Annotated in this window: 16 protein-coding genes and 2 pseudogenes; 3 read left to right on the top strand and 15 right to left on the bottom strand. The window is 61.2% G+C overall.

The features are described 5' to 3' along the window. Window positions 1-20: 20 nt before the first annotated feature. The 14 genes and pseudogenes from B0G74_RS17190 to B0G74_RS17125 all read right to left on the bottom strand — a co-directional run bounded on the left by B0G74_RS17190 (window position 21) and on the right by B0G74_RS17125 (window position 17741). Window positions 21-923 (bottom strand): SprT family zinc-dependent metalloprotease, encoded by a 903-nt coding sequence (locus tag B0G74_RS17190; RefSeq protein ID WP_132376044.1) that lies wholly within the window; start codon window positions 921-923, stop codon window positions 21-23. Between the two features lie 44 nt (window positions 924-967). Continuing rightward, entirely contained in the window at window positions 968-1726 is a 759-nt protein-coding gene (locus B0G74_RS17185; protein WP_132376043.1) for a lysophospholipid acyltransferase family protein, read from the bottom strand. Window positions 1727-1766: 40 nt separating this feature from the next. Further along, on the bottom strand, window positions 1767-2321 hold the full coding sequence (gene gmhB, locus B0G74_RS17180; RefSeq protein WP_132376042.1) for a D-glycero-beta-D-manno-heptose 1,7-bisphosphate 7-phosphatase: 555 nt from the start codon (window positions 2319-2321) through the stop codon (window positions 1767-1769). Between the two features lie 10 nt (window positions 2322-2331). Further along, window positions 2332-4431 carry a glycine--tRNA ligase subunit beta gene (glyS, locus tag B0G74_RS17175; RefSeq protein WP_132376041.1) on the bottom strand — a complete coding sequence of 700 codons (2100 nt, stop codon included), beginning with the start codon at window positions 4429-4431 and terminating at the stop codon, window positions 2332-2334. 15 nt (window positions 4432-4446) lie between these two features. Further along, complete coding sequence (gene glyQ, locus B0G74_RS17170) at window positions 4447-5454, bottom strand: glycine--tRNA ligase subunit alpha (RefSeq protein ID WP_132376982.1); 1008 nt, start codon at window positions 5452-5454, stop codon at window positions 4447-4449. A gap of 203 nt (window positions 5455-5657) precedes the next feature. After that, window positions 5658-6032, bottom strand: a pseudogene (locus B0G74_RS17165) (glutamate synthase-related protein); the annotation flags it as partial. Window positions 6033-6250: 218 nt separating this feature from the next. Then, window positions 6251-8536 carry an AAA family ATPase gene (locus B0G74_RS17160; protein ID WP_132376040.1) on the bottom strand — a complete coding sequence of 762 codons (2286 nt, stop codon included), beginning with the start codon at window positions 8534-8536 and terminating at the stop codon, window positions 6251-6253. Then, window positions 8533-8970, bottom strand: a complete 438-nt coding sequence (locus B0G74_RS17155) for a VPA1267 family protein (protein ID WP_132376039.1) — start codon at window positions 8968-8970, stop codon at window positions 8533-8535. Before B0G74_RS17155 ends, B0G74_RS17160 begins: the two co-directional genes overlap by 4 nt. Window positions 8971-9026: 56 nt before the next feature. After that, window positions 9027-9692: a gamma-mobile-trio protein GmtX gene (gene gmtX / locus B0G74_RS17150; RefSeq protein ID WP_132376038.1), complete on the bottom strand. Its 666-nt coding sequence runs from the start codon at window positions 9690-9692 to the stop codon at window positions 9027-9029. After that, window positions 9689-12922, bottom strand: coding sequence for a VPA1269 family protein (locus B0G74_RS17145; RefSeq protein WP_165923875.1), 3234 nt, complete (start codon window positions 12920-12922; stop codon window positions 9689-9691). The genes gmtX and B0G74_RS17145 overlap by 4 nt, the downstream gene beginning before the upstream one ends. A 100-nt stretch (window positions 12923-13022) precedes the next feature. Continuing rightward, window positions 13023-14360 (bottom strand): site-specific integrase, encoded by a 1338-nt coding sequence (locus B0G74_RS17140; RefSeq protein WP_132376036.1) that lies wholly within the window; start codon window positions 14358-14360, stop codon window positions 13023-13025. Between the two features lie 242 nt (window positions 14361-14602). Further along, a pseudogene (locus tag B0G74_RS17135) lies at window positions 14603-15841 on the bottom strand (FMN-binding glutamate synthase family protein); the annotation flags it as partial. A gap of 216 nt (window positions 15842-16057) precedes the next feature. After that, window positions 16058-17203 carry a tRNA 2-thiouridine(34) synthase MnmA gene (gene mnmA / locus B0G74_RS17130; protein WP_132376035.1) on the bottom strand — a complete coding sequence of 382 codons (1146 nt, stop codon included), beginning with the start codon at window positions 17201-17203 and terminating at the stop codon, window positions 16058-16060. Window positions 17204-17261: 58 nt separating this feature from the next. Next, window positions 17262-17741 carry an NUDIX hydrolase gene (locus B0G74_RS17125; RefSeq protein ID WP_132376034.1) on the bottom strand — a complete coding sequence of 160 codons (480 nt, stop codon included), beginning with the start codon at window positions 17739-17741 and terminating at the stop codon, window positions 17262-17264. A gap of 267 nt (window positions 17742-18008) precedes the next feature. Between B0G74_RS17125 and B0G74_RS17120 the strand changes: the two genes are divergently transcribed. From B0G74_RS17120 to B0G74_RS17110, 3 genes are read left to right on the top strand one after another with little or no spacing between them, the layout of a single operon-like run. Next, the gene (locus B0G74_RS17120; protein ID WP_132376033.1) at window positions 18009-19151 is read left to right on the top strand and encodes a Re/Si-specific NAD(P)(+) transhydrogenase subunit alpha; all 1143 of its coding nucleotides are present in this window, start codon (window positions 18009-18011) and stop codon (window positions 19149-19151) included. Window positions 19152-19162: 11 nt separating this feature from the next. After that, entirely contained in the window at window positions 19163-19489 is a 327-nt protein-coding gene (locus B0G74_RS17115; protein WP_012431753.1) for an NAD(P) transhydrogenase subunit alpha, read from the top strand. Next, window positions 19489-20943: an NAD(P)(+) transhydrogenase (Re/Si-specific) subunit beta gene (locus B0G74_RS17110; protein ID WP_132376032.1), complete on the top strand. Its 1455-nt coding sequence runs from the start codon at window positions 19489-19491 to the stop codon at window positions 20941-20943. Before B0G74_RS17115 ends, B0G74_RS17110 begins: the two co-directional genes overlap by 1 nt. 55 nt (window positions 20944-20998) lie before the next feature. Here the strand turns inward: B0G74_RS17110 and B0G74_RS17105 are convergent, their stop codons facing one another. After that, on the bottom strand, window positions 20999-21739 hold the full coding sequence (locus B0G74_RS17105) for a YafY family protein (protein WP_132376031.1): 741 nt from the start codon (window positions 21737-21739) through the stop codon (window positions 20999-21001). Between the last annotated feature and the right edge of the window lie 3 nt (window positions 21740-21742).

Below are 21742 nucleotides of genomic sequence, written 5' to 3'. Positions count from 1 at the left end.
TTCAAAGCGTGAGGAAGGCCTCAAAGCGTTGGCAGCAATTCCGGCGGATGCGACTTCAACGTCTGGCGCGCTTCGCGGAATTCCGGAAAGATCGATTCGACTGTTTGCCAGAAGCGTGGGCTGTGATTCATTTCACGCAGGTGCGCGAGCTCGTGCGCGACCACGTAATCGATGATGGAAAGCGGGAAGTGAATCAGCCGCCAGTTCAGGCGAATCTTGCCGTCACTCGAACAACTGCCCCAACGCGTCGCCGCTGACGAGAGCGCGTATGCGCGATAGTTCACGCCCAGTTTCTCCGCGTAAATCGCGAGGCGCTCGCCGAACAAGCGCTTCGCTTCACCCTGCAGCCAGCCTTGCACGCGATCCTTGATCTGCTGCGGATCCGCCTGCAAGGGCAGCGGCACTTGCAACGCCGCATCTTCCGCGCTGAATGCGAGCGTGCCTTGCGGCGCGCCGAGTTTCACGCGCACCGGCTGACCGAGATACGGCACCTCGGCGCCGTCTTTCCAGTCGACCTTCGGCAACGCGCGCTGCTCGACACGCGTCTGCCACTCGATCAGCTTCGTGAAAATCCAGCGCTGCTTTTCGGTGATCGCGGTTTCGATATCGGCGAGCGTGACCCAGCGCGGCGCGGTGATCGTCAGACCGGTGCTGTCGATCGCAAAGCCGATCGAGCGGCGCGCCGAACGCTTGAGCGCGTAATGGAGCGTGCGTGAGCCGATCGCGAGGCTGCGCAACTTGCTGCCATCCGGCGCAAGCGGCACGGCCGGCTGCTGGCCGCCTGGCGAACTCTGCGAAGCACCGGGCGTTGGTGCGGAAGGTGAAGGGGACGACGACGTCGACCCCGGCTCGGCGAAGAGCGGGAGATCAAGTTGCCGGTTATCGAGCGCCGCAGCGGGCTGTGGCGTGGGAGACTTCTGCATCGGATTCGGCTTCGCGCAAATACGCCTTCGAGGGCGTGGGCGCGTCAGATTGGTGCGGCGGCGGAACTGCTTTCCGCCGCGCGGTACGCGGTAGGATCGATGCGACGCATTTCAGCTTCGATCCACTGTTCGACGCGCGTGTTCACTTCATCGGGCGTGAGCCCCGTCGTGTCGATCGGCTTGCCGATCGACACTGTGACTATACCCGCATATTTGAGAAACGAGTTGCGAGGCCACACACGTCCTGCGTTGTGCGCGATCGGCACGACCGGCGCGCCGGTGGCCGTCGCGAAACGCGCGCCGCCGGTTTTGTACTTGCCTTGCTTGCCGGTCGGCGTGCGCGTGCCTTCCGGAAACATGATGACCCAGGCGCCTTCCGCCATGCGTGCCTTGCCTTGCTTGATGACCGATTCGAACGCGTACTTGCCTTCCTTGCGATCGATATGAACCATCTTCAGCATGCCGAGCGCCCAGCCGAAGAACGGCACGTACAGCAGTTCGCGCTTGAACACGTAGCACAGCGGCCGCGGCATCAGCGCCGGAAACGCCAGCGTTTCCCATGCCGATTGATGCTTGGAGAGCAGCACGGCGGGACCGTTGGGCAGGTTCTCGAAGCCTTCGATGTTGTAGCGGATACCGTTGAGCCAACGCACCGTATGCAGCGTCGCGCGACACCAGCCGGCGGCCATCCAGTAGCGATTGTCGGCGCGCATGAACGGGAATGCGATGAAGCATGCAGTCGCGTACGGCACCGTGAACAGAACGAAGTAGATCAGCAGAAGCAAAGAACGGATGAAGCGCATCGGCGTGGTCAGTGAGGGATGGGGACGCGCGTGGCGCGCGTCACTCTTGAGCGTCGGCGAGGAAGTCGAGTGCGAATGCGCGCAGGTCGTCGTGCACGATCGTGCCTTCGGGCAAGCCGCCGGCCGCAAGTGTTTTGCGGCCCTTGCCGGTCAGCACCAGATGAGTCGGATGGCCGAGCGACGCGCCTGCTTGCAGATCGCGCATGGCGTCGCCGACCACCGGCGTATGTTCCGGGTCGACCTCGAAGCGCTCGGCGATCATCTTCAACATGCCGGGCTTAGGCTTGCGGCACTCGCAATGATCTTCCGCCGTGTGCGGGCAGAAGAACACCGCGTCGATGCGCCCGCCGACCGCTGCCGCCATGCGATGCATTTTCAGATGCATCGCGTTGAGCGCGTTCATGTCGAACAGGCCGCGGCCGATGCCCGACTGGTTGGTCGCAATCGCCACGCGATAGCCGGCCTGGTTCAGACGCGCGATGGCTTCGAGCGAACCGGGCAGTGCGACCCATTCGTCCGGCGACTTGATGAACGCGTCGGAGTCGACGTTGATCACGCCGTCGCGGTCGAGGATCACCACTTTTTTGGTTGGCATGGCGCGGGGCTCAGGCGGCGAGTCGGGAAATATCGGCGACGCAGTTCATCTGCTGATGCAGTGCGCCGAGCAAGGCCAAACGGTTGGCGCGCAATGCCGGATCTTCGGCGTTGACCATCACGTCGTTGAAGAACGTGTCGACCGGTTCGCGCAACGCGGCGAGCGCGGTCAACGCGCCCGTGTAGTCGCGTGCGGCCAGTTGCGATTGCACGCGCGGCGCGACCTGTTCGAGTTGCGCATGCAAGGCTCTTTCCGCCGCTTCGATGAGCAGCGTGGCCTGCACGCCGCCGGTCGCCGCGCCTTCCGACTTCTTCAGGATGTTCGAGATGCGCTTGTTGGCCGCCGCGAGCGAGGCCGCTTCCGCCAGCGACGTGAATTCACGCACGGCATCCAGACGCGCGACGATGTCGTCCAGACGCGTGGGGTTCAGCGCCAGCACCGCGTCGATTTCGCCCGGCGCATAGCCGCGCTCGCGCAGCAGACCGCGCAGGCGGTCCATGCTGAACTCGTAAATGGCTTGCGTGGAATCGGCGACGTTCGGCACCGCGGCGAATTGCGCGTAAGCGGTACGCAGCAGTTCGACCAGATCGATCGGCAGTTGCTTCTCGACGAGAATGCGCAACACGCCGAGCGCGTGACGGCGCAACGCGAACGGGTCTTTCTCGCCCGTGGGTTGCAGGCCGATGCCCCAGATGCCGACCAGCGTTTCCAGCTTGTCGGCCAGTGCGACGACAGTGCCGGTTGCCGTGGAGGGCAACGCGTCGCCGGAGAAACGCGGTTGATAGTGCTCCGAGCACGCGAGCGCGACTTCTTCCGGCTCGCCGTCGTGGCGCGCGTAGTACGTGCCCATCGTGCCTTGCAACTCGGGGAATTCGCCGACCATGTCGGTGATCAGGTCGGCCTTGGCCAGACGCGCGGCGCGCTTCGCGAGCACCACGTCGGCGCCGATCAATCCGGCGATCGCGCCGGCCAGCGCTTCGACGCGTTCCACGCGTTGCAGCGCCGAACCCAGCTTGTTGTGATACACGACGTTCGCGAGCAACGGCACGCGGTCCGCGAGCGGCTTCTTCTTGTCCTGCTCGAAGAAGAACTTCGCGTCCGCCAGACGCGGACGCACCACGCGTTCGTTGCCTTCGACGATATCGCCCGGCGTGGACGTCTCGATGTTCGACACGATCAGGAAGCGCGAGCGCAGCTTGCCGTTCGCATCGGTCAGCGCGAAATATTTCTGGTTGGTCTGCATGGTGAGGATCAGGCATTCCTGCGGCACTTGCAGGAATTCGTCCTCGAAACGGCACGCGTAGACCACCGGCCATTCGACCAGCGACGTCACTTCGTCCAGCAGCGATTCCGGCATCACCACCTGGTCGCCGTCGGCTTGCGCGAGCAGATGCGTGCGGATGGTTGCCTTGCGGTCGGCGAAGTTCGCCACCACGTGGGCTTTGTGCAGCAGCGTCTCGGCGTACGAGTCCGCGTGCTGGATCTGCACGAAGCCTTCGGAGAGGAAACGATGGCCGAGCGTGGTGTCGTCGGCGTCGATGCCGAGCGCGCTCACCGGCACGATCTGTTCGCCATGCAACGCGGTCAGTCGATGCGCCGGACGCACGAACTGAACGTTGGTGCCGTCCGGGCGCTGATACGTCATGACCTTCGGGATCGGCAGCTTGCCGAGCGTTTCGTCGAGCGCGTTTTGCAGGCCGTCGGCGAGCGTGGCGCCGGGCGCGGCGTAGCGCAGAAAGAAGGCTTCGGCCTTGCCGTCCTGCGCGCGCTCCAGGTCGTTCACCGAAAAATCGGGGAAGCCGAGCGCGGCGAGTTTCTTGGCGAGCGGCGCGGTGGGCTGGCCGTCTTTATCCAGCGCGACGGAAACCGGCAGCACCTTTTCGCGCACGTGTCTTTCCGGCGCAACCGCGCGCACGTTCTTGATCGTGACGGCGAGGCGGCGCGGCGTGGCATAACGTTCGAACGACAGTTCGCCTTCGACCAGGTCGCGCGCCGCGAGGCGCTGCGCAATGCCTTCGGCGAAGGCGTCGCCGAGACGCGCGAGCGCCTTCGGCGGCAGTTCTTCGGTCAGCAGCTCGACGAGCAGGGTAGCTTGATGGGGTTGAGTCATGTGTTGATGTTCTCGTCAGTCCTGGTCGATCTTGCGTTCGACTTTCAGCGGCGGCGCCCAGGCGGGCATCGCGGCGTCCTGTTCGTCGGTCGTGAGGCCGGGCACGCTGTGCACCGGATTGCCGAGCATCGGGAAGCCGAGCTTTTCGCGCGAATCGTAGTAGGCCTGCGCGACCAGCTTCGACAGCGCACGAATGCGGCCGATATACGCCGCGCGTTCCGTGACCGAAATGGCGCCGCGTGCGTCGAGCAGGTTGAACGTGTGACCGGCCTTCAGCACCAGCTCGTAGGCGGGCAGCGCGATCTGCGCTTCGATCATGCGCTTCGCTTCGGCTTCGTAGCTATTGAAGATCGAGAACAGCAACTCGACGTTCGCATACTCGAAGTTGTAGGTGGACTGTTCGACTTCGTTCTGGTGGTACACGTCGCCATAAGTCAGGCGACGCAGTTCCGGGCCGTTCGGGCCTTGTTCTTCCCATTCGGTCCAGACGAGGTCGTAGACGTTCTCGACCTTCTGCAGATACATGGCGAGGCGTTCGAGCCCGTACGTGATTTCGCCGAGCACGGGTTTGCAATCCAGGCCGCCGACCTGCTGGAAGTACGTGAACTGGGTCACTTCCATGCCGTTCAGCCACACTTCCCAGCCCAGACCCCAGGCGCCGAGCGTGGGGTTTTCCCAGTCGTCTTCAACGAAGCGCACGTCGTTCTGCTTCAGGTCGAAGCCGAGGGCTTCGAGCGAGCCGAGGTACAGATCGAGGATGTTTTCCGGCGCAGGCTTGAGCACCACCTGGTACTGGTAGTAGTGCTGCAGACGGTTCGGGTTCTCGCCGTAGCGGCCGTCTTTCGGGCGGCGCGACGGTTGCACATACGCCGCGCGCCACGGCTCGGGGCCGACCGCGCGCAGGAAGGTATGGACGTGGGACGTGCCCGCGCCGACTTCCATGTCGATCGGCTGGAGCAACGCGCAACCCTGCTTGTCCCAGTAGGACTGCAAGGTCAGGATGATTTGCTGAAACGTGAGCATGAAGTGCCTTTCGGGCATGGGGCCGCGCCGTGAGCGCCGAAGCGCGCCGGGCGGCCGTGGAGCGAAGTGCTAAACCGTAGATTTTAACGGAAAGGGAGGGGGGTGTCCGTTTTGCGGGGTCGGACGGGAGTTCGAGTGTGCTTTAGACGACAAAGGGCCGCGTGTGGCGGCCCTGCGTCGTACCGGGCGCGTCGGCGGGCGGATCAGGTCGCCGCCAGCTCCATCTTCGGCGAGAACGAATCGCTTTGCGCCACCGGCCAATACTTCTCGAACAGCGAGTAGCGGTAGTGACCGTTGAGCAGATCGTTCGGTTCGAGATACTTCAGCAGCTCCGACATCAAACGCACCTCATGCGACGACACGCGCCGCACGATGTGATGCGCGCGCAGTTCCGCCGGATGCTTCAGTCCCGCGGCCTGAATGATTTCCTTCAGCGCATGCAGCGTGTTGTGATGGAAGTTGAACACGCGGTCGGCCTTGTCCGGAACCACCAACGCGCGCTGGCGCACCGGGTCCTGGGTCGCCACGCCGGTCGGGCAGCGCCCCGTGTGGCAGGTCTGCGCCTGGATGCAGCCCATTGTTATGGACCCTAAAAAGCAACTAATGCCTTCGATGTGACTGAGTAAAGGCATCCATAATAGTTAAGCAACTATTTTCAGCCGAAGGACGCCGCTTTGGTCTACATGGCCATGGGCACTAACTGCCGCACCCATGGCCATGCGACAGCGTGCTCAAAGTCTGCTGCGTCAAGGGTTCGCTACGCCGGGCTTACGCCCGCCCTTGACCCAGCAAGACGCTAGGCGATGACCGCCTCTTCAGCGAGCTGACGCCGCAACAACGAACCGAGCGCGGTGCTCCGATGATTTGCGCGCGGCAGAGCCTGCACCGCCCGGCGAGCAGCTCCTTCGTCACCCACGAGAATCACCTGGCTCTGTGCTCGGGTAATGGCTGTATAGATAAGTGTCCGGTCGAGAAGCCGATTGCCAGTTATTGGCACGATGATTCGTGGCCATTCTGACCCTTGGGCCTTATGCACCGTGAGGGCGTAGGCCAACTCCAGGTCATCGAGGAGCGCCTCGGTGACCGGCCGACGCCCTCCATCGTCCCATGCAATCCAGGCGATTGCGTGACCGGCGGCGTCGCCGTTGTCGTCGAACAGCGCGCGCGGCTCGTGCTCAATCTGCACGAGTCGACCAAGCGAGCCATTTTGAAGGCCGATGTCCCAGAGATTGCGTGTGCAAACGACAGGGTCACCCAAGCGGAATCCCGTATCCACCCGACAGTCGAACTCATCGCTCCACAGTGTGAGCTTTTCGGTATCTCCCGTGAGCGCGGCTTGGCAGAGCTTGTTGAGTGCCTTCACTCCTTCCGGGCCGTTTTTACGGGGAGCAAGAATCTGGGTTTGCTCGGGTGCCTCTCGGTACAAGTCGAGAACCGTTGACGCTATAGGGAACGTCGGCTCACCGTCGTCGATGACCAGGCGGGGCTTGCGATGCAGGAACGCTATCGGTGCCGATTTGACATCAGGAAGTTCGGGCCAGATTCCATCGCGAATGCACGTCGCCGCTTGCGCGATAGCGCCTCCGTATCGCTTGGCGACCTTCAGTTCGACGGAGGGGATGCCCGGCTGATTCACGAGCGCGTGCAGTACCAGACCTGGACCAACGGGCATCAACTGGAACGGGTCGCCGGCGAGCAGCAGGCGAACATGTGCCGGCAGCATCGAACAGAGCCGGTACATGGAAATGATATCCACCATACTGGCCTCGTCCACAACCACCACGCAGGGACCCTCGAGGTCCTCTTCCTTCGTGTTCTTCAGCAGGCCAGCGAGCGTTCTTGCTGGCCGGTTGCTGGCCTCCTGCATGCGTTTCGCCGCTCGGCCCGCGAGCGCTGCTTGAAACACGTGCACGCCTGCTTCGTCGTAGACACGGTAGAGTGCCTTCAGGACGGTTGTCTTGCCCACTCCCGCACCGCCCGTGATGAGCACCAGACGACCCGCAGCTGCGGCGTGGACGGCGGCGCGCTGCTCATTGTTCAGGGTCAGTTTTTCTTCGGCCTCGTACGAAACAATGATGGCATCGACGCGAGGCACGTCAAGCAGGCGTAGTCCGTCTTTGTCGTCAGCCAGCCGGCTCGCAAGAGCGCCGGCGACCGACGTTTCCATGACATAGGCGCCGAGCTGATGAAGTTGACCGTCCGCGCCGACGACATAGCTTCCATTTTGCCGCCCCGAGACCAACGCCGCAGACGCGAGCCCGCGCCACGAGAACTCCTCAGACTGCGCCCCAAGGACGGCCGCCAGGCGTACCATCACCATCTGCTGGCTGACAGCGGTGTGGCCGTCAGCGAACAGGCGGTAGAGAACTTCTTCGATGGCGCCCTGTAGACGTCGAGGGTCATCCTCGGCAACCTCGAAGTGTTCGCGCGCGAACCTGTCCGTGGTGTTCCAGTTTGCCGAGAATGACAGCAATCGATACGGGTCTTCCTCGATAGCGTTGCGAGTCTCGGCGCCGAAGTGTGCAAGCAGCTTCCTGCCTAGCGAAACGCTGAATCCGCGCTTGTGTAGCCACTGAAGCGTTCGTGCATCACCGTAGAGCCGCCACGCCGCAACAAGCCGCTGCGCTATCTCCTGGCTCACGCTCTTCACCGTAGCAATCGTTGCAACGTCGCCGGCATCGAGTACATCATAAAGACGCTCTCCAAAGGCTTCCCACAGCCGCCGCGCCTTCGCTGTACCAATGCCGATGAAGCCTTCGCCCTCTGAGAGCAGCGTAATGAGATGCTCGCCAGAAGGCAAAGCTAGCTCAAGGTCTTCAGCCTCAATCTGTTGCTCGAGTATCCGGAAACCATTGACCGTTCGCGGGCGAGGCGATGCGTCACCCTTTACGCGCCACCACTGCCCAATCTGCACTGATGCGTTGGCGAGCAGGCGATTAGGAGCGACGATGACGAAGCTCTCACGCGCATCAAGGACGCTCCCGGACTCGTCAACCGCAATTCCATAAAAGATGCACCCTCCGCGTCCCAGCGGATTGTCGCTGCGGATTGAGGTGACCCGTAATAGGCGTGTGTCAGTCATCGAGGCAAACGACCGGTGAGGACTAGCGCCTCGTGCAATGCTTCATATTTCGCAAGACGCTGCCGCAGGTCTGCGATTTCGGCCTTCTGGCTGGCGTTTTCGGATTGAAGTCGCCGCAGGCTCTCCGCGTCTCGCACGGCTTGATGATGGCTAGGCTCGCGCATGGGTATAACTTCGTGGGGCTCATCAGCCGGATTTGCCGCTTCCGGTAGCACGCCTCGCGAACGAAGCTCGTCCTCAAGCACCCGTAGGGTATCTTTGATGCGCGGATTCTGGCTCAATACCGATTTTGCGAAACCGCATTCTCGAGCTATCTCGGTTCGCGAGAGCACGCCACGGATGACGATTTGTCGGAAGTCTGCGTCGCTCTTGCTCGCAACCCACACGCTGAACACACCAACGTACTGCTCAGCTAGTTGTTTTCCGCTTGCCATGTATCCCTTGTACCGGTGGTCAGGAATTGCGCCAATCGACGACTGTTACCGTCCATCTACGAGGCAGGCTCATCTGACGTCCCAGCTGACAGTGAGCGTAGCGCGATGATATGGTGTTTCTCGAGCAATACATTCCCGGTAACGACTTGCCTGACACGCTCCTTGTGTAATTGAAGGCCGCAATTCGCGAGATGGTTCGGCTCGAACAACTTATTGAGCGCCTCCCTGGCTGCCGACGATAGACGCGCTGGTTCGTCGGCGTTAGTAGGCAACGCCGCCGTACCGCCGAACCCCACGCGAATCAGGTCATCAACCGGGATTCCGGGGATTGACCGGAGGCCTGCTTCGATGCGATTGCGTGCGGCTATCGCTTGGTCGCGCTCTTCCTTCAACAACTGTACGTATGCGCGAATCGTCTCGTCGGCAATCAAGGGTTCCGACGTTACTCTGTCACCGCGAGCGGCAAGCTTCTGCCCCGACTGCCTGAGTTCCACATATCGATGGAGAGTCTCCTTCGAGTTGCGAATGGACTGCGCTTTCGGCCCGGACCAGTCCCGGTCGAGGCAATAGCGTTCAATCGCAGAAGGAGATATCTGGAGTCCCTGCTCCTCCAGATAGTCGCAAGCTCTTTTGATTCGTTCCAGTGATTCGCGCTGACGTGGGTTCGACGACATCGCGACTAATTCGCTGTAGACGGTGTCAATCGTAGCGAGCTTGTTCATCCGAATAACTCCTCGCCTTCGTCATCAAACGCATGGTGGTCCTGCCCGCCAACGTCCGCTACCAACGTTGCCAGACGACTTGCGCCGTGACGGTCCGCGAGGGCCTCGGGAGTAGCATGTTCCTCAAGCACTTTGAACGCGTTGGCCAGTCCGGGATACGAGTTGAGCTGTCTCTTTCCGTTCAGAACCTCGTCAAGTTCATGTCCGCGCACTTGCTGGAGCAGCAAGGCGGAGAGAAGGTTCCCGGCCTCGTGCGCTTGTTGTTCGTTGAGTCCCAGAAGGAACGGCTTGATGCCGTTGGCGACCATCATCTTGGACAGAATAGCGTTTTTCTCGAGTTCGGCTTCGCGATTCTTGAAGCCGGTGGTGAATTCGCTCATCTGGGTTATCTGGTCAAGCAGCGCGAACTCATGTGCCTCCTCGAGCGTCACTTTCAGTTCCAGCGGACTGCTAGCTGTCAGAATCGGAACCGGGACGGCTTTGTCAGTTCCCTCTACGCGCTCTTTGGTTGCGAGGTACTCATCCATCAATGCGACAGATTTCTCCGCGTATCGATACCTGGCCGCCCACTCGTTGATATCGATTTCGAGCTCGCGATTCAGGATGTCAACGCGGTCGCGCAGTTCTCGAGCCTTCCGTTGGTTTCCTTCGTCTTCCGCGTCGATGCGTTGGTCATTGAGGCTGGCAACTTCAAGACCCTTCTTACGAATTGTGTACGCGAGGTTGTTCACTGCTGCGACTTGGCCCAGCAAATGTGCTGGCCCCGTGAGCCAGAAGCGGCAGAGGCCGCATCTTTTCCCGCCCGGGACCGCAGCATATCGATTCTGTGCGACGCTTTCCACGGGGCCGCCTTCGCTGCAGGATGTCCCCGGGCAGATGCCTTCTGACGTGATGGTCATGATGCCGGTTTTGTCCTGCAACGCCTGGAAGCCGGCGCCCACACCCGTGCCTTCCTGTCCGAGCATGAAGGGTGCGAATTCGTCAAGATAATCGGCAAATAGCTCCGAGCCAACAAAGTCTTCATCATTCAGCATGCGCTCGTGGGCAAGCTCAAGAAACCGACGCAGCTTCGCCGGGGAATACTTTAGGTAGTGCAGCGTCATTACGAGCGTCGCGTGTCCGGCAACGAATTGCGACACGACCTCGAGCGGCACTCCAGCCTCGATGAGATTTGTGATACCACTGACGCGCAGGGAATGAAGGTCGACGGTCCACGTGAGACCCCCCTTGCCATTATCGGTTACGAGCTTCAGCTTGTGACCATATTTCCGCTCTATGCGCTTCTGTGCTTCTGCCAGTACCTGGATATAGAAGCGTTTCAGCTTGGGATAGCTAACCGGCTGAATCTGGTCGGGGTTACGAGGGTCGCGAAACAGCGGAGCGATTTGCGGGCCGACGACGTCGTTTGGTCGAGGCGCCTCTCGAACTTCCTTTTGATACGCAATGTAGGGGACCGGTGCTTTCAGTGCAGGTAAGTAGCGTTTCTGCCAGTCGATGGACAATTGAAGAAGCCCGGCAAGCTGTTCCGACACGTAGGGAATAACATAACCAATCTGCTTGGTGTTGTATTCGGCTGTCTTGTTCGTGTTAATCCACAACGTGAGCCACGCGTTTGCTCGCAATCCGTCGCGCTCCAGTCGTAGGACGCCCTCGCGTCGGCCAGGGATGGCATCCTTCGATGGATTGGGCACGGACGCGTTCGTTGATGGGTCGTAGACGAACTCATCAAAGACTCCGATGTCCAGCCACCGCGCCTGATGGCTACGAATCGGCGTGTCGAACAACGTATAAAGGCATACGGCGGGGCCCGGATAGAAGACCCATTTATAGTCACCGTTGGCGCTATCCAGCACGTGGACTGACGATATCTTGTTACGTCTCGGGAACTCGAAGTCATTGTCGAGAATGACCTCCTTCAACTCCTTGATGACGTAAGGCGGAAGGGAGTCCCGCTCCGTCTTGCTAGGGGAATCGTCTTTGCCGGTCGAGTCCGATGTGAAGATAGGGTTTTTGAATGTATGGCTGTCAGAACTTCCGGTTGCTACAAGGAAATCATTGAACCAGTCGAAGAAGCGTCTCACCGACGACAGCGTATCGTTTCTGAATTTTGCGGATTCGTAATTCGCCCGCAAATGTTCGAGAAACGTGTTGCTGTTACGCAGGGATGCATCGTAAATGTGCTTGCTGCGCACTATGCTCAACGGGCCAGTGGGCGGCTCAAACAGGGTACAAATGAAGTCGCCAAATATGTTGAGCCGGTTCACCTTCGACGATATTCTGGCGGTGTTAAGCGAGTCTATGTATCCGCGAAACGCGTCTGCCCACGCAGTTAGTTCTGGGCGGTCTGTTGCGAGCCACCGGAACTTACCATCGACTCGACGCTTTTCCGGGGCGACATTGTTGCGGGGTCGTCGCTTGATTTCGACGGCATGTTCGGGGTTGGCGACGTTGAACCGCTGCAAAAGAGCCGTCGTGACGAAGCGTAGTCGCCCTCGGGCCTTGCTACTCTTCTTGTCCTCCTCGGTCGGAAACCTGTCGCACAGTACCTCATAGTAGTCGTCGATATGCGAGGGCGATAGGTCTTCGTGACGCGAGATATCCGAGACGGCGAAGAACGTGCACGTGTGCGACCATGCAAAGTCAGCCGACGTATTCGGGGGAAGCATGTAGACCGTTTTGATGAGCGCAGCTCGCGGACCGGCATATCTGGCGTCAGTCAACGTAAGCCATTTGGCGGGCGTGGGCCACGTCGAGACGAGGAACGGAAATAGATAGAGACCCTTCGCCCATAGCATCGTCAAGAGTTCAAGATACCTGTACGGGTATTCAGCCGCTGTCGTGCTCAGCGGTCCCGTGATGCTTTCAATGAAGGGCCTTACGCTCCCACACTGCTCAAGCATCTCATGGAAGGCGGGGCCGATGACGTTCCTCGGTTGCAGTAACACGGCCTTTAACTCCAACAGGGAATTGGGCTTGTGCGTTGCAACGAGCGAGCGTTGTTCCTCTATCGGAAGCGCGCGGATGTGTTGCATCAGCGGCTTACCACGCAGTTCGGAGCCGGCCATGGTTTGCAAATACATGGCCTTAAAGTATTGAGTGTTGTTTGTACGAGTGCTTTCGAATACGCGTAGGTGGTTCCCGTCCTTCGACCGGGACAGCATGGTCTCGTCCCAATAAATGTCAATTCTAGTGCGCTCATACTCAGCGATGAACTCGTGCATCTCGTCCATTGAGATTTCGTCCAAGAGCGCCCACTCGGTGTCGTTCGTATTGAACGCGACCAGCTTCCCTGACCCAGGTGCTTTGTGGAATCGGACCGTCATTGGAGTCTCATTTGGAAAGTAACAGGCGTTGAGCGTCAAGGAACGACGGCAATTCAGAGGCGAGCCTCGCCTGACCCTTGCGCAACTCATCCCGGGCTACATCACCTGTTAAGTTGTAGTAGACCTTCGTGGATAAAAGACTGTCGTGGTGCATAAGCATCTGCGTTGTCTCGATAGGTAGACGCAGTTGCGAAGCACAGAAGTAACCATAAAAGTGCCGTCCACCGTGAAGATGGACGCCTTCATCTGTCGTCGATAAGCCAATCCTGCGCGCCGCGCGTTCGAACGCTTTTGTCATGTTTGACAGCTTCGCGGGCATTCCGAAGTGACGACCACTTCGCTCGTTGACGAAGTAATAGGGATGGTCGTCTCGAACATGTCGACGAATCGATGTCATGTACTCAGCATGCAGCTTGGCAAAGTACCGTCCCATCTCTGGTAACAACCATTGGACCTCCGATTGTTGCCGGCTGCCGTCATCGAGAGACATACCTTTCCAGCCAGCATGTAACGGATGCCGCTGAGCAAGCACGTTGCGCGGACCTGAGAAGTAGCGCTCCTTCAGGAAGGTCGCCCGGTTTCCTGTCCGGTGGCCGCGAAGGGCGTCGGCCCATTCGTAGGTACTGGTTTCTGGATGCCCTAACGTGACTTGCGCCGTGCCGTCTGGCCGAATTTTGACGTCCGTCACAAAGAGATGAAGAGGCTCCGACGCTCGAACGCCGCCGAAGAAGAGAAGAAGAAAGTAGAGCCGGTCACGGACAGATGGTGTCGCGCGGATAAGCGGAAGTACCTTGTCAGGCGGGAAGTATTTTTGACGGTAGTCGGGCTTCGGGCGTTTTGCCTTAACGCGGAACGTGGGTTGATTTACGATGCCTTTCCCTGCATCGGTCGCTGGCACTAAGTGCGCCAGAGAATCCCAGTCTTTTCGATGTCGCAGCGCCGCGTAAAACTCACGCTGCTCTTGCACATTAAGGTCGGAGACCAACTTTCGTTCACGGGGATTCGCCGGAACGTGTCCGAAGTTATTGGCACACCACTCAGAGAAAGCGCTGATATTTCGGACATCGTCGACAGCAGTCTTCTTGCGGACAGCGTCCCATCCCAGATGCTTGTGCCCGTGTTGACGAGCCTCATAGAACTTCGAAAGCATGAAACCCAGTCCCTCCGGGGACAGCGGTTTCCCACCCTCTACAAGTTGATAGTAGTCGTAGAAGCGACCAATCGCGGAGATACCTTTCAGCAGTCCCGCTGGACTCGCCTCATCCATCAGTAATCGGTTACGCGCCCACGCCAACGCGTACAGACTGATTTCCCCATCCACCAAAAACAAGAAAGGGATGCTCATCCCGATGGCGCCTTCCGCAATCGGGATATCGACCACAGAATGGAGGGTGCGTTGAACGATGGCAGCCTCTTAAAAGTATAATAGTAAAAGGTAGATAACAAATTATCACGACAAACTAAGACCTGCAACAAATTTGTGCAGCTTCAGGAGAAAGCAAGCGGGCTGGGGCGATGTCGGGAACCCGCTGGAGACAAGTCGATGCTTCGACTGCCAAATAGTTGAACAAGTACAGGGGTGATAACCACCGCGAACATGAAGCCGCGCGCCGCGTTGACCCAGTCCGCGCCGATCGCGAGTGTCTTGGTGATGTCGAACGCGGTGATCATCTTGCCGCTCGCGCCGATGCGGATACGCTGCCGCAAGCCGATGCCCACCAGCGTGTTGTGCACCAGCAGCAGACCTTCCTGCAAGGGCACGCCGACGTGGTCGGTGAATTCGAGCGGCGCCGCGCCCGTGCCGCCTTCCGCGCCGTCCACGACGATGAAGTCCGGCAGGATGCCCGTCTCCAGCATCGCCTTGGCAATGCCGAAGAATTCCCACGGATGCCCGATGCACAGCTTGAAGCCGGTTGGCTTGCCACCCGACAGCGTGCGCAGACGGTCGACGAATTCGAGCAGGCCGCGCGGCGTCGAGAACTCGGAGTGCGTGGCCGGCGAGATGCAGTCGCGGCCCATCGGCACGCCGCGCGTCTCCGCGATTTCCGGCGTGATCTTGGCGGCCGGCAGCACGCCGCCGTGGCCCGGCTTCGCGCCTTGCGAGAGCTTCACCTCGATCATCTTCACTTGCGGCTCGGCGGCTTGTTTCGCGAACTTCTCCGCGCTAAAGCTGCCGTCGTCGTTGCGGCAACCGAAGTAGCCCGAGGCGATTTCCCAGATGATGTCGCCGCCGTGCTCGCGGTGATATTTCGACATCGAGCCTTCGCCGGTGTCGTGCGCGAAGTTGCCTTTCTTCGCGCCGAGGTTCAGCGCCATGATCGCGTTCGCTGACAGCGAGCCGAAGCTCATCGCCGAGACGTTGAAGATCGACATCGAATAAGGCTGCGCGCGATCCGGTCCGACGACGATGCGAAAGTCGTGATTCTCGAGCGTGGTAGGTGCGAGCGAGTGGCTGATCCATTCGTGCGCGATCGCTTTGACGTCGAGTTCGGTGCCGTACGGACGGCTGTCGACGTCGTTCTTCGCGCGCTGATAGACGATGCTGCGCTGGGCGCGCGAGAACGGTTTTTCGTCCGTGTCGCCTTCGACGAAATACTGGCGGATCTCCGGGCGGATGAATTCGAACAGAAAACGGAAGTGGCCCCACAGCGGATAGTTGCGCAGGATCGCGTGGCGCTGCTGCGTCAGGTCGAACAGGCCGAGCGCGACCAGTGCGAGCGGCACGATGATCCAGAACCACGAAATGTGCTGCGTGGCGGCCAACGCCGCGCAGACGGCGAACAGCGCGGCGGCGCACCACATGGCCAGATAACGTCGAGAAAACATGGGGACTCCAGTGCAGTGAGGATCGTCACGGCGGGATCGCCAGCGCTGCCGGCGCAGACGGAATCCGCCGCAAAGGAAAACGAGCGACTGCTTGTTATGGTGAAGCTAGCTGCGGTTTGAAGAGCGAACGCGTGGATGCCACGCGCAGCGCAGATTGAAACGTGAAAGCGAAGCGTGCGGCGCCAGGCCGGGTTGCCGCACGATTGGACGTCTGGATCAACGGGCGGTCAGCAGCGCCGCTTTTTGCGGCTCACGCGCGACCGGCCGCCCGGTGACCGCATGTTCGATGATGCCGCCGCCGAGGCACACGTCGCCATCGTAGAGCACCGCAGATTGCCCCGGTGTGACAGCCCATTGCGCCGCGTCGAAATTCAGCTCGAAGAGGCCTTCGCCGCTGCCCGCTCTGCTAAACGTGCATGGCGCATCCGCTTGCCGGTAACGGGTCTTCGCGCCGCACGCAAAGCCGTCCGCCGGCGGCTCGCCCACCACCCAGCTGGTATTGCCCGCGGACAGCGTATGGCTGAGCAGCCACGAGTGATCATGGCCTTGGGCGACATACAGCGTGTTCGACGGAATGTCCTTGCCGGCGACGAACCACGGCTTGCCGCTGCCGTCCTTGCTGCCGCCGAGGCCGATGCCCTTGCGCTGGCCGAACGTGTAGAACGCGAGGCCGATATGTTCACCGACCACTTTGCCGTCGGTGGTTTTCATCGGGCCGGGCTTGGTCGGCAGATAGCGGTTCAGGAAGTCGCGGAACGGCCGTTCGCCGATAAAGCAGATGCCGGTCGAGTCTTTCTTCTTCGCATTGGGCAGCGCGATCTGCTCGGCGATTTCGCGGACTTTGGTTTTCGGAATCTCGCCGAGCGGAAACAGCGTCTTCGACAACTGCGCCTGATTCAGCCGATGCAGGAAGTACGACTGGTCTTTCGTATGGTCGAACGCCTTCAGCAGTTCGAAGCGGCCGTCGTTCTCGCGCACGCGCGCATAGTGGCCGGTCGCGATGGTTTCCGCGCCGAGCGACATGGCGTGGTCGAGGAAAGCCTTGAACTTGATTTCGGCGTTGCAGAGCACGTCCGGATTCGGCGTGCGGCCGGCCGAGTATTCGCGCAGGAATTCGGCGAACACGCGGTCTTTGTATTCGGAGGCGAAGTTGACCGCTTCGACGTCGATGCCGATCAGGTCCGCCACCGAGACCACGTCGATCCAGTCCTGCCGCGTCGAGCAGTATTCGCTGTCGTCGTCGTCTTCCCAGTTTTTCATGAACAGGCCGACCACGTCGTAGCCCTGTTCCTTCAGCAGCCATGCGGTAACCGACGAATCGACGCCGCCCGACATGCCTACTACGACTTTCTGCTTGCTCATAAGATGCTCACTGGGTGCTGCGTGACTTCATGGATCGTGGGTTGGCCGCTCGTTGCGGCTATCTTTTTTGCCCGACCGAATGCGTGTGCACGAAGTCGAGCGGGAAACGCCGGCCCGCGAGGTAATCGTCGAGACATTGCATGACGAGCGGCGTGCGGTGCCGTTCGGGACAGCCGCGCAATTCGTCGGCGCTCATCCACAACGTGCGGACGATGTCGGGGTCGAGGGCGCGCTGCGGATCGGCTGCGCCGCCGGTGCCGCAATAGGTGAAGCGCAGGTAGGTCACGCCCTCACTGCCGGGCCGCTCGAAATGGGTCATGTACATGCCCACCAGCGCCTCGGGCGCAAACGGGTGGGCGGTTTCCTCGAGCGTTTCGCGGATCACCGCTTCCACCAGCGTCTCGCCGGCTTCCAGATGGCCCGCGGGCTGGTTCAGGCGCAGGCCGTCGACGGTATGCTCCTCGACCACGAGAAAACGCCCGTCACGCTCGACGATGGCCGCGACGGTGACGTGCGGCAGCCAGGTTTCCGGTTTCATGGGTGCGCATTTTACCGTTTATGGGCCTCGCCTGCCGGGAAGCGGCCGGCCGGCGACGGGCGGCCGGTTGCGGGTGACAGGCACGACCGGCGGGCCGGCCGCTCGCCGTCCGCGACGTCGGGCCGGTCCGCCGGGCACCCCCGGATTGTCCCCGATTTCTGCGCACCCCCCTGTTTCGGTTAAAGTGAGGCGTTAGCCGTTGCACTCGCAAGCCGGCGGGCCTCGTCGGCCGATCTGTCGTAAAACAGGAAGTCGAGGAGGAACAAGATGCACATCGGAGTGCCAGCCGAGACGCGCGCGCACGAAACCCGCGTCGCCGCGACGCCCGAAACGGTCAAGAAGTATGTGACCCAGGGCCACCGGGTCACGATCCAGAGCGGCGCCGGGACCGGCGCCAGCTTTCCAGACGATGCCTTTACGGCCGCCGGCGCGGAGATCGTCGATGCGGCGACCGCTTTTGGCGCTGAACTCGTCCTGAAGGTTCAGTCGCCCACCGATGCCGAGTTGCCGTTGCTTAAACGCGGCGCGACGCTGGTCGGCATGCTCGATCCGTTTAATACCGAAAACTCATTAAAGCTGGCGACAGCGGGCGTGACCGCGTTCGCGCTCGAAGCCGCGCCGAGAACCACGCGCGCGCAGAGTCTGGACGTGCTGTCGTCGCAGGCGAACATCGCGGGCTACAAGGCGGTTTTATTGGCCGCTACGCTCTATCCGCGCTTCATGCCGATGCTGATGACCGCAGCGGGCACCGTGAAAGCGGCGCGCGTGCTGATTCTCGGCGCGGGCGTGGCCGGTTTGCAGGCGATCGCGACCGCCAAGCGCCTGGGCGCCGTGATCGAAGCCTCCGACGTACGTCCAGCGGTGAAAGAGCAGATCGAATCGCTCGGCGCGAAGTTTCTCGACGTGCCCTACGAAACCGACGAGGAGCGCGAAGCCGCGCAGGGCGTCGGCGGCTATGCGCGGCCGATGCCGCCTTCGTGGCTCACGCGCCAGTCCGCGCTGGTCCACGAACGGGCCAAACAGGCCGACGTGGTGATTTCCACCGCGCTGATCCCTGGCCGCGCCGCGCCGACGCTGATCTCGGTCGAAACCGTGCAGGCGATGAAACCCGGCTCCGTGCTGATCGACCTCGCCGCGGGCCGCGGTGCCGAGTACGAAGGCCAGCGCGGTGGCAACTGCCCGCTCACTGAAGCGGACAAGGTCGTCATCAAACACGGCGTGACCATCGTCGGCTATACGAATCTCGCTTCGATGGTGCCCGCCGACGCGTCCTCGCTCTACGCACGTAACCTGCTCGACTTCCTGAAGCTGATCATCACGAAGGAAGGCGCCCTGAATATCGATCTCGCGGACGATATCGTCGCGGCCACGCTGCTGGCCCGTGACGGCGAAGTCACGCGCAAGGCTTAAGGAGAGCGGCGATGGAAGTCATCAACCACACCGTCATCAACCTGATCATCTTCGTGCTGGCGATCTACGTCGGCTACCACGTGGTCTGGAACGTCACGCCCGCGCTGCACACGCCGCTGATGGCCGTGACCAACGCGATTTCGGCGATCGTGATCGTCGGCGCAATGCTCGCCGCGGGCCTGACCTTGGGCACCCCCGGCAAGTTCTTCGGCACGCTCGCGGTCGCACTGGCGGCAGTGAACGTGTTCGGCGGCTTTCTCGTCACACGACGAATGCTGGAGATGTTCCGCAAGAAAGAACCGAAGAAGCTCCCCGCCGCTGCCAAGGAGAACGCGTAATGAGTCTGAACGTCGTCACGCTGCTTTATCTGGTCGCGTCGGTCTGCTTCATTCAGGCGCTCAAGGGGCTGTCGAATCCGAAGACGGCGCGCATTGGCAACACCTTCGGCATGGTCGGGATGGCGATTGCGATCGTTACGACCATCGCGCTCATCGTCAAACAGGCTAACGGGCTCGGTTCGAATCTTGGGCTGGGGCTTGGTTTGCTGCTGGTCGCGCTGGTGATCGGCGGCGCGATCGGTGCGTTCGTCGCCGCGCGCGTCGAGATGACCAAGATGCCGGAACTGGTCGCGGCAATGCACTCGCTGATCGGTCTCGCTGCCGTGTGTATCGCGTATGCGGTGGTGTCGGAGCCGTCGGCGTTCGGGCTCGTCGATCCGGAGAACACGACGCCGGGCTTCCTGCCTTACGGTAATCGGGTCGAACTGTTCATCGGAACGTTCGTCGGCGCGATTACGTTCTCCGGTTCGGTGATCGCGTTCGGCAAGCTCTCGGGCAAGTACAAGTTCCGGCTGTTCCAGGGCGCGCCGGTGGTGTACGGCGGCCAGCATCTGATCAACCTGCTGCTCGCGCTCGCGATGCTCGGCTTCGGCGTGATCTTCTTCCTCACGCAATCGTGGCTGCCGTTCATCATCATGACGGTGATCGCGTTCGTGCTGGGGGTGCTGATCATCATCCCGATCGGCGGCGCGGATATGCCGGTGGTGGTGTCGATGCTGAACTCGTACTCGGGCTGGGCGGCGGCGGGCATCGGCTTCTCGCTGAACAATCCGATGCTGATCATCGCAGGCTCGCTGGTGGGTTCGTCCGGTGCGATCCTCTCGTACATCATGTGCCGCGCGATGAACCGCTCGTTCTTCAACGTGATTCTCGGCGGCTTCGGCAATGAACCGGGTGCGGCTGCGGCAGGTGGGTCGGCGGAGCAGCGTCCGGTGAAATCCGGTTCGGCTGACGATGCCTCGTTTATGCTCGGCAATGCTGAAACCGTGGTGATCGTGCCGGGTTATGGTCTGGCGGTCGCGCGGGCGCAGCATGCGTTGAAGGAGCTGACCGACAAGCTGGTCGAGAAGGGCATCGAGGTGAAGTACGCGATTCACCCGGTGGCCGGACGGATGCCGGGGCACATGAACGTGCTGCTCGCCGAAGCCGAAGTGCCGTACGACATGGTCTATGAAATGGACGACATCAACGGCGAGTTCGGTCAGGTCGACGTGGTGCTGGTGCTCGGTGCAAACGACGTGGTGAATCCGGCCGCGAAGAACGATCCGAAGTCGCCGATCGCGGGCATGCCGATCATCGAGGCGTACAAGGCGCGTACGGTCATCGTGAACAAGCGCTCGATGGCAGCGGGCTACGCCGGGCTCGACAACGACCTGTTCTACATGGACAAGACGATGATGGTGTTCGGCGATGCGAAGAAGGTGATCGAAGACATGGTGAAGGCGGTGGAATAAGCCTGCGCGCAAGGAACGAGATCGCGGTTTGCCTCGCAGCGGCGAACCGCGATCCTCACTTCGGCTTCGCATTCACATGCCGCAACAGGTCCGCGAGTCGCCTGCCTTCCTGATCTGGATATTGTTCGAGCACCTGAAGATTCTGAATCTTCTCCAGCCCGAAATTGCGGAAATCGCTCCGTAATTCACACCACGCACCGAGCGTCCAGCGCGCGCCCCAATAGGCGAGGGCGAGCGGCCAGACACGACGCTCGGTCGCCGCGCCATTCACATCGACATAGGCAAAGCTCACCACATGCCGCGTGTCGATCGCGCGATGCAGCGCGTCCAATTGCGCGGAAAAATCCCCTTTGATGTGAAACGATGGCGCGAAGACCGCGAGCCTTTCCAGCGTCGCGCGCTTGTCGGCGGGCATGGCCGAGGCGATCTTGGCGAGCGCTCCGCGCGCGCCGCCCGCGAATCCGGCGCCGCCCCACGACTCGAGCATGCGCGCGCCCGCGGCGAGCGCGGCCAGTTCATCGGCGGTGAAGGTGAGCGGGGGCAAACTTGCCGCGCGGCTCAGACGGTAGCCGATACCGGCTTCGCCTTCGATCGGCACCCCTGACAGTTGCAGATCGCGCACGTCGCGATAGACCGTGCGCAGCGAGATATGCAGCCAGTCGGCGAGTTGTTGCGCAGTGGTCAGACGCCGTCCGCGCAGCAGTTCGGCGATCTGGAACAGGCGGTCGGCGCGGCGCGTCATCGTGGGCGTCTTGTAGAAGAGGACGGGGACAGTCCCGCGATGATAGCGCCGCATGCC

This window comes from Paraburkholderia sp. BL9I2N2, from assembly GCF_004339745.1.
Classification (GTDB): Bacteria; Pseudomonadota; Gammaproteobacteria; order Burkholderiales; family Burkholderiaceae; genus Paraburkholderia.
This window is presented reverse-complemented; position numbering and strand designations above follow the sequence as displayed.

What these genes read in the sequence shown, in the direction of transcription:
- B0G74_RS17190 (WP_132376044.1), bottom strand. Translation starts at nt 923, where the DNA reads ATGCAGAAGTCTCCCACGCCACAGCCCGCTGCGGCGCTCGATAACCGG.
- B0G74_RS17160 (WP_132376040.1), bottom strand. Translation starts at nt 8,536, where the DNA reads ATGACTGACACACGCCTATTACGGGTCACCTCAATCCGCAGCGACAAT.
- B0G74_RS17110 (WP_132376032.1), top strand. Translation starts at nt 19,489, where the DNA reads ATGAGTCTGAACGTCGTCACGCTGCTTTATCTGGTCGCGTCGGTCTGC.
- B0G74_RS17145 (WP_165923875.1), bottom strand. Translation starts at nt 12,922, where the DNA reads ATGGACGAGATGCACGAGTTCATCGCTGAGTATGAGCGCACTAGAATT.
- B0G74_RS17155 (WP_132376039.1), bottom strand. Translation starts at nt 8,970, where the DNA reads ATGGCAAGCGGAAAACAACTAGCTGAGCAGTACGTTGGTGTGTTCAGC.
- B0G74_RS17185 (WP_132376043.1), bottom strand. Translation starts at nt 1,726, where the DNA reads ATGCGCTTCATCCGTTCTTTGCTTCTGCTGATCTACTTCGTTCTGTTC.
- gmhB (WP_132376042.1), bottom strand. Translation starts at nt 2,321, where the DNA reads ATGCCAACCAAAAAAGTGGTGATCCTCGACCGCGACGGCGTGATCAAC.
- gmtX (WP_132376038.1), bottom strand. Translation starts at nt 9,692, where the DNA reads ATGAACAAGCTCGCTACGATTGACACCGTCTACAGCGAATTAGTCGCG.
- B0G74_RS17140 (WP_132376036.1), bottom strand. Translation starts at nt 14,360, where the DNA reads ATGAGCATCCCTTTCTTGTTTTTGGTGGATGGGGAAATCAGTCTGTAC.
- mnmA (WP_132376035.1), bottom strand. Translation starts at nt 17,203, where the DNA reads ATGAGCAAGCAGAAAGTCGTAGTAGGCATGTCGGGCGGCGTCGATTCG.
- B0G74_RS17125 (WP_132376034.1), bottom strand. Translation starts at nt 17,741, where the DNA reads ATGAAACCGGAAACCTGGCTGCCGCACGTCACCGTCGCGGCCATCGTC.
- glyS (WP_132376041.1), bottom strand. Translation starts at nt 4,431, where the DNA reads ATGACTCAACCCCATCAAGCTACCCTGCTCGTCGAGCTGCTGACCGAA.
- B0G74_RS17105 (WP_132376031.1), bottom strand. Translation starts at nt 21,739, where the DNA reads ATGCGGCGCTATCATCGCGGGACTGTCCCCGTCCTCTTCTACAAGACG.
- B0G74_RS17115 (WP_012431753.1), top strand. Translation starts at nt 19,163, where the DNA reads ATGGAAGTCATCAACCACACCGTCATCAACCTGATCATCTTCGTGCTG.
- glyQ (WP_132376982.1), bottom strand. Translation starts at nt 5,454, where the DNA reads ATGCTCACGTTTCAGCAAATCATCCTGACCTTGCAGTCCTACTGGGAC.
- B0G74_RS17120 (WP_132376033.1), top strand. Translation starts at nt 18,009, where the DNA reads ATGCACATCGGAGTGCCAGCCGAGACGCGCGCGCACGAAACCCGCGTC.